A 13,265-nucleotide genomic window follows, 5' to 3' on the forward strand; every position below is an offset into this window, starting at 1 on the left:
ACAGAGTAGCAAGGAACATAAAATGAACGGAATGACCACCACCGCCGTATGTTCCCCTCACCCTAACCCTCTCCCCGGAGGGGTGAGGGGATTGCTCAGTGCTCGCATTAATTTGTGGGGAACCCTCAGCCCACGGGGAGAGGGGGCAAACACCAAAAACGGCAACCTGGGTTGCCGTTTTGCTGTTTATCAGGCGCTTTGTTTCAGCCAGTTCAACACCACGTCGTGGTGGTTGCTGGTTTTGAAATCATCAAACACGTGCTCAACTTTACCGTCAGCGTCAATCAGGAAGCTGATGCGGTGAATACCGTCGTACGTTTTGCCCATAAAGGACTTCTCACCCCAGACGCCAAACTGCTCGCAAACCTGGTGGTCTTCATCGGAAAGCAGCGTGAAGTTCAGCAGCTCTTTTTCCGCAAAACGTGACAGCTTCTCTGGTTTATCGGTGCTGATGCCCAGCACTTCCACACCGACCTTTTTCAACTCATCCATGTTGTCGCGTAAACCGCAGGCCTGTACGGTACAGCCCGGGGTCATGGCTTTCGGGTAGAAATAGACCAGAACACGCTGTCCCTGGAAGTCGGTCAAATTTACTTGCTCGCCGTCTTGATCCGGTAAGCTAAATTTCGGTGCGATATCACCGGCTTTCAGTGGGTTCATTACTCAACTCCATCCTGTTCGTGCTGCGAATAATCGACGACGCTTATACTGCCTTGCGCGTGTAATTCTGTACAGAGGGCTTTGAACGCTTGCTCGATATTTGACGCATCCTGCGAGGCAGGGCTGTGGGCGGTAATTTGAATAAACAGCGTCGGGATGGCGTGTTCATCGCCAGGCTGCGTGCGGGAAACCAGTTCGGCAATGTTCATCTGATGGCTGTCAAACAGTGCCGTAAAACGTTCAATCAGATGAGGTGAATCAGGCACTTCAACCTGTACCCAGACTGTGGCAGGCAGAGCCGGACGCGGGCGCGCGGTGGTGCGCTTCATCACAATCAGTAAATCCAGCTCTGCGCCTTTCAGCGGCAGGGTAGATTCGATGAGGGTAATGGCATTCCATGTTCCGGAAAGCAGCATGATGAACGTGAACTCTTCGCCAAGCATAGCCAGCCGGCTGTCTTCGATATTGCAGCCGCAGCTGCTCACGTGGCGAGTGATGGTATTCACGATACCCGGCCTGTCAGCACCCAGCGCAGTGATAACCAGGTAATGTTGTGATGAGGTTGTCAAACCTGTTCTTCCTTTGCGTGGTTAAGTCTTCCTAAGGAAAGCATAAAAAAAACATGCATACAACCGCCTGAGAGCCTCAGGTCGCTTGCTTTTATTACAGTTCCAAACGTAACATTGAGGCTCTTGTTCGCACAGAGGATGGCTCATGTTCACGGGAAGTATTGTCGCGCTTGTTACACCGATGGATGAAAAAGGTAATGTCTGCCGGTCAAGCATGAAGAAGCTCATTGATTACCATGTCGCCAATGGAACCTCGGCGATCGTTTCGGTAGGGACTACCGGTGAATCCGCCACGCTGAGCCACGAAGAGCACGGCGACGTTGTGATGCTGACCCTGGAACTGGCGGACGGGCGTATTCCGGTCATCGCGGGTACGGGCGCAAACGCAACGGCAGAGGCCATTAGCCTGACTCAGCGTTTTAACGACAGCGGCATTGTTGGCTGTCTGACGGTGACCCCTTACTACAACCGCCCAACTCAGGAAGGTTTGTTCCAGCATTTCAAAGCCATCGCTGAACATACTGACTTGCCACAAATTCTGTATAATGTGCCGTCCCGTACCGGTTGCGATATGCTGCCGGAAACCGTTGGCCGTCTCTCGAAAGTAAAAAATATTATCGGGATTAAAGAGGCGACAGGGAACTTAAGCCGCGTTCATCAGATCAAAGAGCTGGTTTCAGACGACTTTATCCTGTTGAGCGGTGATGATGCGACCGCACTGGACTTTATGCAGCTCGGTGGTAACGGCGTTATTTCCGTGACGGCGAACGTGGCGGCGCGTGATATGGCTGACATGTGCAAACTGGCCGCAGCCGGTCACTTTGATGAAGCTCGCGTGATTAATCAGCGTCTGATGCCGTTGCATAATAAATTATTTGTCGAACCCAATCCGATCCCAGTGAAATGGGCATGTAAGGAGTTGGGGCTTGTAGCAACCGACACGCTGCGTCTGCCAATGACACCGATTACCGACCATGGTCGTGAAATTGTCGCTGGCGCGCTGAAGCATGCCGGTTTGCTGTAAAGTTTAGGGAGATTTGATGGCTTATTCAGTACAGAAGTCGCGCCTGGCCAAGGTTGCGGGTGTTTCGCTTGTTATGCTCCTCGCTGCCTGTAGTTCAGACTCGCGCTACAAGCGCCAGGTGAGCGGTGATGAATCCTATCTGGATGCGCCGCCGCTTGCTGAACTTCACGCGCCTGCCGGCATGATCCTGCCGATCCAGAACGGTGATTATAATATTCCGGTTACCAACGGCAGCGGCCTGGTGGGTAAAGCGCTCGATATTCGTCCGCCAGCTCAGCCTCTGGCGCTGGTGAGTGGCGCGCGCACGCAGTTCACCGGTGATACAGCTTCTCTGCTGGTGGAAAGCGCACGCGGTACCACGCTGTGGCCGCAGGTTGTGAGCGTCATTCAGTCGAAAAACTATACGATTGATAAACGCGACGACGCCAGCCAGACCTTAACCACCGACTGGATTGAGTGGAACCGTCTCGATGAAGACCAGCAGTATCGTGGTCGTTATCAAGTCTCCGTTAAGCCGCAGGGTTATCAGCAGGCGGTTACCGTTAAGCTGTTGAATCTTGAGCAGGCAGGTAAACCGGTTGCCGATCCGTCCGCCATGCAGCGCTACAGTACCGAAATGCTGAACGTGATTGCAGCGGGTCTGGATAAGAACGCTGCTGATGCCGCAAACGCCGCGCAGAACCGTAACGGCTCAACGTTTGACGTGCAGAGCGGTGCAGACGATACCGGCCTGCCAATGCTGGTGGTGCGTGCGCCGTTTAACCAGACCTGGCAGCGTCTGCCAGCCACGCTGGAAAAAGTGGGCATGAAGGTGACCGACAGCACCCGTTCAACGGGCAGCATCACAGCGAACTATAAGCCGCTGTCTGAAAGTGCCTGGCAGGAGCTGGGGGCAAGCGATCCACAGCTGCCTTCCGGTGACTACAAAATCCAGGTCGGCGACCTCGATAACCGCAGCAGCCTGCAGTTTATCGATCCGAAAGGACACACGCTGACCCAGGCGCAGAACGATGCGCTGGTCGCTGCCTTCCAGGCCGCATTCAGCAAATAATAGTGAGGGCTGGTTAATCCAGCCCTTTTTATTTTCGTGCCACGCAAACGTGTGCGTGGCATAATATGGCCAGTTTTGAATACAAATCATCACACCAGGAGTAATGAAGATGCAGAAGCAAGCTGAGTTGTATCGTGGCAAAGCGAAAACCGTATACAGCACGGAAAACCCGGATCTGTTGGTGCTCGAATTCCGCAATGATACGTCAGCAGGAGACGGCGCACGCATTGAGCAGTTCGATCGTAAGGGCATGGTGAACAACAAGTTCAACCACTTCATTATGACCAAACTGGCCGAAGCCGGTATCCCGACTCAGATGGAAGCGTTGTTGTCCGATACGGAATGTCTGGTAAAAAAACTGGATATGGTGCCGGTTGAGTGCGTGATCCGTAACCGTGCCGCAGGCTCCCTGGTGAAGCGTCTGGGCATTGAAGAGGGTATCGAACTGAATCCACCGCTGTTCGATCTGTTCCTGAAAAACGACGCCATGCATGACCCGATGGTCAACGAATCCTACTGCGAAACCTTCGGCTGGGTCAGCAAAGAGAACCTGGCGCGCATGCAGGAACTGACCTACAAAGCCAACGACGTGCTGAAAAAGCTGTTTGATGACGCGGGCCTGATCCTGGTCGACTTCAAGCTGGAGTTCGGTCTGTACAAAGGCGAAGTGGTGCTGGGCGACGAGTTCTCTCCTGACGGCAGCCGCCTGTGGGACAAAGAGACGCTGGATAAAATGGACAAAGACCGTTTCCGCCAGAGTCTGGGTGGCGTGGTGGAAGCGTACGAAGCGGTTGCTCACCGTTTAGGCGTTAAGCTCGACTAAACTGCGCATTTGCCAAAGGATGTTGGCATCCTTTGGCGTCTTATCCTTGTTTACTATGGTAATCCTTTCATTAACCGCCTACGATCATAGCTATTATAAATGGAATAGTTCGAGGTGTTTATGCGCTGGCAAGGGCGTCGTGAAAGTGACAACGTAGAAGACAGACGCAGCAGTGGTGGCGGTGGTCCGTCTATGGGCGGGCCAGGTTTCCGGTTACCCAGCGGCAAGGGCGGTATTATTCTGCTGGTCGTCGTGCTGGTAGCGGGCTACTACGGTGTCGACCTGACCGGTTTGATGACCGGTGAAACCGGGCAACAGCAGCAGTATTCTCAGCGCTCCATCAGCCCGAATGAAGATGAAGCGGCGAAATTTACTTCCGTTATTCTCGCGACGACTGAAGATACCTGGGGTCAGCAGTTCGAGAAAATGGGGCGGACTTATCAGCCGCCAAAACTGGTGATGTACCGGGGAGCAACCCGCACGGGCTGCGGCACCGGGCAGTCCGTTATGGGGCCGTTCTACTGCCCGGCGGACAGCACCGTCTATATCGATCTCTCCTTCTATGACGACATGAAAAGCAAGCTGGGCGCCGACGGCGATTTTGCCCAGGGCTACGTGATCGCGCATGAAGTCGGCCACCATGTGCAGAAGCTCCTCGGCATTGAACCTAAAGTGCGTCAGATGCAGCAGAATGCGTCTCAGGCGGAGGTGAATCATCTCTCCGTACGCATGGAGCTTCAGGCCGACTGCTTCGCTGGCGTCTGGGGACACAGCATGCAGCAGCAGGGCGTGCTGGAAACAGGCGATCTGGAAGAGGCCCTGAATGCCGCACAGGCGATTGGTGACGATCGCTTGCAGCAGCAAAGCCAGGGGCGCGTTGTGCCGGACAGCTTTACCCATGGCACCTCAGAGCAGCGCTACAGCTGGTTTAAGCGTGGCTTTGACAGCGGCAACCCGTCGCAGTGTAATACCTTCGGCAAAGCTATGTGATGTTGGGGGTTGAACAGCTGGTTAACCAGCTTCAGCGTACCGGGCACCGCCGGCTGGTGGTGCTTAGCGGCGATGAAGCGTGGACGTTGAGCCAGGCGACCATCCTGCGCGATACGTTACCAGGAGACTGGCTGTGGCTGGAGGAAAAGCCCTCTAAGGCCATCAGCGGCCTGCTGGGACGTGAATATCTGCACGCCGTTTTTGACGCGCGTCGCGGGTTTGACGTCTCGGCCTTCGCCGCCCTCAGCGGGACCCTGCGCGCCGGAAGCCTTCTGGTGCTGCTGGTGCCGCCGTTCTCCGTCTGGGCTAACAGGCCCGACGCGGATTCTCTACGCTGGAGCGACAGCGCAGAGCCGATCGCCACCCCGCACTTTGTTTACCATTTTTGCCGGACGCTGGCCGCCGATTCAGATGCTATCGTCTGGCATCAACATCGTCCGCCGTGCCTTCCCGTTGCGCCAGATTTACCCGCCTGGCAGCCCGCCAGCGGTGAACCGCAGCGCGAGCAGGCTGCGATCCTCGATGCGCTTCTGACCATGCCTGCTGGCGTGGCTGCCGTGACGGCCCCGCGCGGACGAGGAAAGTCCGCCCTGGCGGGCATGTTGCTCAACGGCATTCAGGGTAGTGCTGTAGTGACCGCACCGGCAAAAGGGGCGACGGATGTCATCGCGCGTTTCGCCCGGGAACATTTTCACTTTATGGCCCCGGATGCGCTGCTGGCCTCCACAACAGAAGCTGACTGGCTGATTGTCGATGAGGCGGCCGCCATCCCCGGCCCGCTGCTCGAGAAACTGACGATGCGCTTTTCCCGCGTGTTGTTGACCACTACGGTGCAGGGTTATGAAGGCACGGGCAGGGGATTCCTGCTGAAGTTCTGCGCCCGGTTCAGCGGTCTGCGGCGATATACCTTATCAACTCCTGTACGCTGGGCTGCCGGATGTCCTCTTGAGCGAATCGTGGCGAACGCGCTGCTGTTCGACGATGCGCTTATCGATCGCAAACCGGCAGGGGAGGTAAGTTTAACGTCGCTGGAGCCCGGGGTGTGGGAGAGCGATCCGGCGCGCGGGGCAGGCGTGTATGAACTGCTGTGTGCCGCGCACTACCGGACGTCCCCCCTCGATTTACGCCGGATGATGGACGCGCCGGGACAGCATTTTACCGTTGCTGAAACCGACTCAACCCTCGCCGGTGCTCTCTGGCTGGTGGAGGAGGGCGGCTTATCCCCAGAGCTTAGTCGCGCGGTGTGGGCGGGGTTTCGTCGGCCGCGTGGAAATCTGGTGGCACAGTCGCTGGCTGCCCACGGCGGATCGCCTCTCGCGGCGACGCTGAAAGGCCGACGCGTCAGCCGTATTGCGGTTCATCCTCATCGCCAGCGGGAAGGCATCGGCCAGGGGCTGATCCGCAGTGCCAGCGGAGAAGATTATCTCTCGGTCAGCTTTGGCTATACCGACGAGCTGTGGCGTTTCTGGCGGCAGTGCGGGTTTGTGCTGGTGCGAATGGGCAGCCACCGGGAGGCCAGCAGCGGGTGCTATACGGCGATGGCGTTGCTGCCGCTGAGCGAGGCGGGGCATCAGCTCTGCGAAGAGGCGCATCAGCGTTTATGTCGTGATATGCGGGTCCTGTCGGCCTGGAATGGCGAAAAGATCCCGGTGATGGATGCATGGGAAGCTACCCTTAATAGTGACGACTGGCTGGAGCTGGCGGGGTTTGCCTTTGCGCACCGGGCGTTTTCAACCTCGGTTGCGGCGCTAACGCGATTGTTGTTAGCCGTGGATATGCCGCTCCCGGCGCTGCGTGGGAAAATGGAAGGGAATACGCACGATTTCGGGCGCAAAGCGTTGCTGGCGAAGCTACGCGAGGAAACCGCTCACGCGCTTGAAAGGCTTGATTACTCTCGTAGCCAGCGGCTGAAAGCCGACATTTTGCAATGGCAATTTTTTCAATGACTTCTTCAGTAAAGTGGCATGGTCATTACCCCGCAGAGGCGTAAAATCCTGCTTAACAATTAAGGAGATCGCCATGAAACATGACCATTTTGTTGTGCAAAGCCCGGATACACCTGCTAAACAGCTACTACTTCTGTTTCATGGCGTGGGCGACAATGCCGTCAATATGGGACAGATTGGCAGCTGGTTTGCACCCGTTTTCCCACACGCGCTGATCGTCAGTATCGGCGGCGTGGAGCCCTGCGGTCCGGACGGGCGGCAGTGGTTTTCCGTCGAGGGCGTGACGGAGGAAAATCGTCAGGCACGTATTGATGCCGTTATGCCAGCCTTTATCAATACCGTGCGTTACTGGCAGCAGCAGAGCGGCGTAGGTGCCAATGCAACAGCGCTGATTGGCTTCTCTCAGGGCTCAATCATGTCGCTGGAAAGCGTAAAAGCGCAGCCCGGACTGGTGTCCCGCGTGATTGCCTTCAATGGGCGTTTTGCGACGTTACCGCAAAGCGCGACCACGCAGACCACGATCCATCTCATTCATGGGGGTGAAGACCGGGTAATTGAGCTTTCGCATGCGGTAGCTGCCCAGGATACGCTGATGCGCGAGGGCGGGGATGTGACGCTGGATATCGTGGACGATCTGGGGCATGCCATTGACGATCGCAGCATGCAGTTCGCGCTCGATCATCTGCGTTATACCGTACCGAAGCACTACTTTGATGAAGCGCTCAGCGGCGGTAAGCCGAATGACGATGATATCGTCGAGTTTATGTGAGGTTTCCCCTCTCCTTAGGGAGAGGGGAAACAGAGCGATTACTTCTTCTGGTCCTTCTTCGGCCAGTCGTCTTCATCGTCCCACTTGTCGTTAAAATCACGGTGCGGCGGAAGATCCGGTTTGTTGGCAAGGAACTTTTTGTGGTCAACGCGCTTGAGATCTTTAATCACGTTAAGCAGCACGCCTACCAGAAATACCAACACCAGAATCCACCAGTACTTTGAAAGCCAGTCCATTCGCTAATCCTCTTTAAGCACCCGTCAGGCGACGAGCTGCTCCATAATACGTTGATACATGCGGGCCAGCAGTTGTAAATCGGCAGCGTTCACGCATTCATTAATTTTGTGAATCGTCGCGTTAACCGGACCCAGTTCGACAACCTGTGCGCCCATGCGGGCGATAAAGCGTCCGTCAGACGTGCCGCCCGTTGTCAGCAGCTGTGGCTTAATCTCATTATAGTGCGCGATGGCGTTCACTACCGCATCCACCAGTTTACCGCGCTGCGTCAGGAACGGCTGGCCAGACAGCCACCAGTCGAGGGTATAGCGCAGCTGGTATTTTTCGAGCAGCGCAATCACGCGTGCTTTGATCATCTTGTCGGTCAGTTCGGTGCTGAAGCGGAAGTTAAACTGGACGAAGAGATCGCCGGGAATGACGTTGTTGCTGCCGGTGCCGGCCTTGATGTTGGCTATTTGCATGCTGGTTGGCGGGAAAAATTCGTTGCCTTTATCCCATTCAATGCCCACCAGTTCGTTCAGCATCGGCGCGGCGCGGTGTACCGGGTTATCCGCCAGGTGCGGATAGGCAACGTGGCCCTGCACGCCATGAATGGTCAAATTGCAGGTCAGGGATCCACGGCGGCCATTTTTCACCACATCGCCCACCACTTCGGTGCTGGACGGTTCGCCCACCAGACAGTAGTCCAGACGTTCATTGCGCGCCATCAGCGCCTCAACGACCTTCACGGTGCCGTTGTGGGCGCTGGCTTCTTCATCGGAGGTAATCAAAAACGCAAGACGGTTTTTATGGTTCGGATGCTGGGCGACGAAACGCTCTGCCGCCACCACCATCGCAGCCAGGGAACCTTTCATATCCGCAGCGCCGCGTCCGAAAAGCATGCCGTCGCGGATGGTTGGCTCAAAAGGCGGGTTGATCCAGCGGTCTGCGTCGCCTGCGGGAACTACGTCGGTATGTCCGGCAAACGCCAGCGTCTCCCCCTGACCGCGCCATGCCCAGAAGTTCTGCGTATCGCCAAAATCCATGTGCTCGACGGTAAAACCGATGGCACGCAGGCGTTCAATCATTAATGCCTGACAACCTGCGTCGTCCGGGCTAAGGGAAGGACGGCGAATAAGCTGCTGAGTCAGCTCAATGACCGGGCATGACATAGACTACACCTCAACGAATAAATCTGAATAAAGGGTTTCACTGAAACCCAGCAGCATAGGCTGACCTGGCTTGCAGAGCAATGGGCGTTTGATGATTGCCGGCATTTCAAGCATCAGTTTGGCTGCGCTGTCGGCGTTGTTGATCGTGGCCCGGAGAGATTCATCCAGTTTTCGCCAGGTGGTCCCGCGGGTGTTCAGCAGCGCTTCCCAGCCCAGTTCATTGATGGCGGAATGGAGAAACGCGGGGTCAAGCCCGTCGGCACGGTAATCATGGAAGCGATAGTCGATGTTGTGTGCTTCCAGCCAGCGGCGGGCTTTTTTAATCGTATCGCAATTCTTAATGCCGTACATCACAACCATAGTGAATCCTTTTGTTCTTGTGTGGATTAAATGTTCAATATTTTCGAAGATATATCCTTAAGTGGAATATAACATATTCGGAATTTTTCGTGATTTACAATTCTCCATAATTCAACGAACAGCTGTACGCTGAATAGTGTTCCATCTTTTAAGCATAGTTGTCCACTCTGTATAAATTGCCAATAAACTCAGGGGGAAATTAAAAATGCTGTCATTTTTCTGACTATTTCAAAATATTGCTGTAGGTCACATAAAATTTACCCGTCAACGCTCATAGTGATCCTAAACCTACCTGCACAGCGAGGCTCAATCACAGCAATCGGTTAAAGTGGCTTCACAATGATGATACGTTTTCGTAGAATGCACATAATAATAAGAGAGGTTGTTATGATTGAACATGAACTGGGGAACTGGAAAGATTTTATCGAAGGCATGCTTCGTAAATGAATTTCCGGTAAGAAATGCAAGAGCACTTAATTAACTAAAATAACCATAGTGTGAAAGAATCACACAATAAAAAGGCGGCCTGTAAAGCCGCCTTTTTTATTTCAACGGGTTATTCCGGCTTATCCTTCAGCGGGAAACGACGGCGTATCAGCACAAAGAACAGCGGTACGAAATAGATAGCCAGAATCGTCGCGGAAATCATTCCCCCCATAACGCCCGTTCCCACCGCGTGCTGGCTGCTGGAGCCTGCGCCGGAGCTGGTGGCCATCGGCAGGACGCCAAACACAAACGCCAGAGAAGTCATCAGGATCGGGCGCAGGCGCTGACGACAGGCGTGCAGCGTGGCGGCCATCAGTTCGTGACCTTTGGCATTCATCTCATTGGCAAATTCGACGATCAGAATGGCGTTTTTCGCCGACAATCCGATTACGGTGAGGAGTCCGACCTGGAAATAGACATCGTTTTCCAGGCCACGCATCCAGGTTGCCAGCAGCGCGCCGATGACCCCGAGAGGCACCACCAGCATTACCGAGAACGGCACTGACCAGCTTTCATACAGCGCCGCCAGGCAGAGGAACACCACCAGCAGCGACAGGGCATACAGGGCAGGCGCCTGCGCGCCGGAAAGCCGTTCCTGGTAGGACATCGCCGTCCACTCCAGGCCAAAGCCGGTCGGTAACTGCTGAACCAGTTTTTCCATAATGTCCATTGCGGTACCGGTACTGACGCCAGGCGCGGCTTCACCGACAATCTCCAGCGCCGAATAGCCGTTGTAACGCTCCAGACGCGGCGAACCGGTCTCCCAGCGTGACGTCGCAAACGCCGAGAACGGCACCATGCCACCGGTGTTATTGCGCACATACCAGCGGTTGATATCGTCCGGCAGCATGCGGTATTTGGCAGCAGACTGAACGTAGACCTTTTTCACGCGACCGCGATCCATAAAGTCATTCACGTAGCTTGAGCCCCATGCCGTTTGCAGGGTGTCGTTAATGTCGTCGATGGAGACGCCCAGCGCCTGCGCTTTACGCTGGTCGATATCCACCTGTAGCTGAGGGCTGTCATCCAGACCGTTATGACGAACGCGGGTAAGCTGCGGCTCTTTCCCGGCCAGCTCGAGCAGTTTATCGCGAGCTGCCATCAACGCGTCATGCCCGGCACCCGCGTGATCCTGAAGCTCCATATCAAATCCGGCTGAGCTGCCCAGGCCACTGATAGCGGGCGGGCTGCTGGCGAAAACGCGCGCTTCCTTGATTTTGTTGAACGCTTTAGTTGCACGTTCAATGATGGCAAAGGAGGAGCCGCTATCGCTGTCGCGCTGGTCCCAGTCTTTCAGGCGCACAAACATACGCGCCACGTTCTGCCCGTTACCGCCAGGGCCAGAGCCGACGGTGGAGAAGACGGAGACCACGTTATCCTTCTCCTGAGTATGGAAGTAGTTCTCAACCTTCTGCACCACTTTCAGGGTCTGCTGCTGGGTCGAGCCGCTCGGTAACTGTACGGAGGTGATAAACATGCCGCGATCTTCCAGCGGCAGGAACGAGGTTGGCAGCCGCAGGAATAAGAAGACCATGCCGCCGAGCAGCAGGACATAGACCACCATCCAGCGCACGCTGCGGTGCAGTACTTTACCCACGCCCGCTTCATAGCGCGCCGCATTTCGGTTAAACATGCGGTTAAACCAGCCGAAGAAGCCTTTTAGACCGTGGTGTTCGCCCTTATGCAGCGGTTTGAGCAGCGTCGAGCACAGAGCAGGGGTAAGGATCATCGCCACCAGTACGGAGAGCACCATCGCAGAGACGATGGTGATCGAGAACTGGCGATAAATCGCGCCCGTAGTGCCGCCAAAAAACGCCATCGGGATAAATACCGCCGACAGCACCATGGCGATACCGACCAGCGCACCCTGAATTTGCCCCATCGATTTACGCGTGGCCTCGCGGGGCGAAAGCCCTTCCTCGCTCATGATGCGCTCGACGTTTTCCACCACCACGATGGCATCATCTACCAGCAGGCCGATGGCCAGCACCATGGCAAACATGGTCAGGGTGTTGATGCTGTAACCGAAGGCATACAGCACCGCAAAGGTTCCCAGCAACACCACCGGCACCGCAATGGTGGGGATCAGCGTGGCGCGGAAGTTTTGCAGGAACAGGTACATCACGAGGAACACCAGCGCGATAGCTTCGAGCAGGGTTTTCACCACATCTTCGATGGAGGCTTTTACGAATGAGGTGGTTTCGTAGGCGACTTTGTACTCCAGTCCGTGCGGGAAGTAATGCGACAGCTCATCCAGACGCTCTAATACCCGCTGCGCGGTCGCCATTTCGTTGGCACCGGAGGCCAGTTTCACCCCCAGGCCGGACGCGGCATTGCCGTTAAAGCGACTCAGGTAGTCATATTTTTCCGCCCCCATTTCCACTGTGGCGACATCCCCCAGACGCACTTCGGAACCATCCTGATTCACGCGCAGAGTAATATTGCGGAACTGTTCAGGCGTCTGGAGCAGCGACTGGGAGTTGATGGTGGCGTTAAGCGCCTGGTTATCCACGGACGGCGTACCACCGAGCTGCCCCACGGCAATCTGAGCGTTCTGCGATTCGATAGCGTCGGTGACATCTTTGGCGGTCATCTGCACGCTGTTCAGCTTGTTGGGATCCAGCCAGATACGCATGGAATACTGCGAGCCGTAGGCGTCGATATCACCCACGCCGTTGATACGGCTGAGCGGGTCCTGAATATTACTGGCGACGTAGTCCGCGATGTCCTGCTTATCCATCGAGCCATCGGTTGAAACAAACGCGATGGTCAAAATATTGGTGTCACCGGTCTTACGCACGGTCACCCCCTGGTTCTGCACCGCCTGAGGCAGTTTACGCAGGGCCGATTGCAGCTGGTTTTGCACCTGCTGCACCGCTTCGTCCGGATCCGTGCCCGCCGTAAAGCTCAGGGTTACCGTCGCCTGGCCCGTGGCGCTGCTCTGCGAGGACATGTACATCAGGTTATCAAGACCCGTCATGTTCTGCTCGATAACCTGCGTGACGGTATTTTCCAGCGTCTGTGCCGAGGCGCCAGGGTAGTTCGCCGTGATACGCACGTTAGGGGGGGCGAGGTCGGGGTATTGCTCAACAGGAAGGGAAGTAATCGCCAGGACACCCGTCAGACACAACAGGATTGCTAGCACCCAGGCAAAAATGGGGCGATCGATGAAAAAATTCGCCATTAAAATGTGACCTCG

Annotated in this window: 13 protein-coding genes; 7 read left to right on the top strand and 6 right to left on the bottom strand. The window is 55.7% G+C overall.

Translation table 11 applies throughout. The features are described 5' to 3' along the window. Positions 1–189: 189 nt before the first annotated feature. Entirely contained in the window at positions 190–660 is a 471-nt protein-coding gene (bcp, locus tag CKK19_RS03610) for a thioredoxin-dependent thiol peroxidase (protein WP_022648972.1), read from the bottom strand. Next, positions 660–1,229, bottom strand: a complete 570-nt coding sequence (locus CKK19_RS03615; RefSeq protein ID WP_046619006.1) for a glycine cleavage system transcriptional repressor — start codon at positions 1,227–1,229, stop codon at positions 660–662. The genes bcp and CKK19_RS03615 overlap by 1 nt, the downstream gene beginning before the upstream one ends. A 145-nt stretch (positions 1,230–1,374) precedes the next feature. On the opposite strand from CKK19_RS03615, the gene dapA reads away from it, so the two are divergent. The 6 genes from dapA to ypfH all read left to right on the top strand — a co-directional run bounded on the left by dapA (position 1,375) and on the right by ypfH (position 7,832). After that, entirely contained in the window at positions 1,375–2,253 is an 879-nt protein-coding gene (gene dapA / locus CKK19_RS03620; RefSeq protein ID WP_003860542.1) for a 4-hydroxy-tetrahydrodipicolinate synthase, read from the top strand. A 16-nt stretch (positions 2,254–2,269) separates the two neighbouring features. Next, positions 2,270–3,304, top strand: a complete 1,035-nt coding sequence (bamC, locus tag CKK19_RS03625) for an outer membrane protein assembly factor BamC (protein WP_063853398.1) — start codon at positions 2,270–2,272, stop codon at positions 3,302–3,304. 109 nt (positions 3,305–3,413) lie between these two features. Beyond that, positions 3,414–4,127 carry a phosphoribosylaminoimidazolesuccinocarboxamide synthase gene (gene purC / locus CKK19_RS03630; protein ID WP_001171626.1) on the top strand — a complete coding sequence of 238 codons (714 nt, stop codon included), beginning with the start codon at positions 3,414–3,416 and terminating at the stop codon, positions 4,125–4,127. A 120-nt stretch (positions 4,128–4,247) separates the two neighbouring features. Beyond that, positions 4,248–5,117 (top strand): neutral zinc metallopeptidase, encoded by an 870-nt coding sequence (locus tag CKK19_RS03635; RefSeq protein WP_022648970.1) that lies wholly within the window; start codon positions 4,248–4,250, stop codon positions 5,115–5,117. Then, the gene (locus CKK19_RS03640; protein WP_063853399.1) at positions 5,117–7,063 is read left to right on the top strand and encodes a tRNA(Met) cytidine acetyltransferase TmcA; all 1,947 of its coding nucleotides are present in this window, start codon (positions 5,117–5,119) and stop codon (positions 7,061–7,063) included. Before CKK19_RS03635 ends, CKK19_RS03640 begins: the two co-directional genes overlap by 1 nt. A gap of 73 nt (positions 7,064–7,136) precedes the next feature. Beyond that, positions 7,137–7,832 (top strand): esterase, encoded by a 696-nt coding sequence (gene ypfH / locus CKK19_RS03645; protein WP_022648968.1) that lies wholly within the window; start codon positions 7,137–7,139, stop codon positions 7,830–7,832. A gap of 38 nt (positions 7,833–7,870) precedes the next feature. Here the strand turns inward: ypfH and CKK19_RS03650 are convergent, their stop codons facing one another. The 3 genes from CKK19_RS03650 to CKK19_RS03660 are packed head-to-tail and all read right to left on the bottom strand — an operon-like array spanning position 7,871 to position 9,580. Continuing rightward, positions 7,871–8,068, bottom strand: coding sequence for a YpfN family protein (locus CKK19_RS03650; protein ID WP_000383991.1), 198 nt, complete (start codon positions 8,066–8,068; stop codon positions 7,871–7,873). Positions 8,069–8,092: 24 nt separating this feature from the next. Then, positions 8,093–9,220 (bottom strand): succinyl-diaminopimelate desuccinylase, encoded by a 1,128-nt coding sequence (gene dapE, locus CKK19_RS03655; RefSeq protein ID WP_022648967.1) that lies wholly within the window; start codon positions 9,218–9,220, stop codon positions 8,093–8,095. Between the two features lie 3 nt (positions 9,221–9,223). Next, complete coding sequence (locus CKK19_RS03660) at positions 9,224–9,580, bottom strand: ArsC family reductase (RefSeq protein WP_045309148.1); 357 nt, start codon at positions 9,578–9,580, stop codon at positions 9,224–9,226. Between the two features lie 387 nt (positions 9,581–9,967). On the opposite strand from CKK19_RS03660, the gene ypfM reads away from it, so the two are divergent. Next, a complete protein-coding gene (gene ypfM, locus CKK19_RS03665; RefSeq protein ID WP_100181659.1) occupies positions 9,968–10,027 on the top strand; it encodes a protein YpfM in 60 nt (19 codons plus the stop codon). A gap of 109 nt (positions 10,028–10,136) precedes the next feature. Here ypfM and acrD read toward each other — a convergent pair whose 3' ends face one another. After that, complete coding sequence (gene acrD / locus CKK19_RS03670; protein WP_063853401.1) at positions 10,137–13,250, bottom strand: multidrug efflux RND transporter permease AcrD; 3,114 nt, start codon at positions 13,248–13,250, stop codon at positions 10,137–10,139. Positions 13,251–13,265: the final 15 nt, after the last annotated feature.

This window comes from Enterobacter sp. CCUG 70166, assembly GCF_020224095.1.
Classification (GTDB): domain Bacteria; phylum Pseudomonadota; class Gammaproteobacteria; order Enterobacterales; family Enterobacteriaceae; genus Enterobacter; species Enterobacter intestinihominis.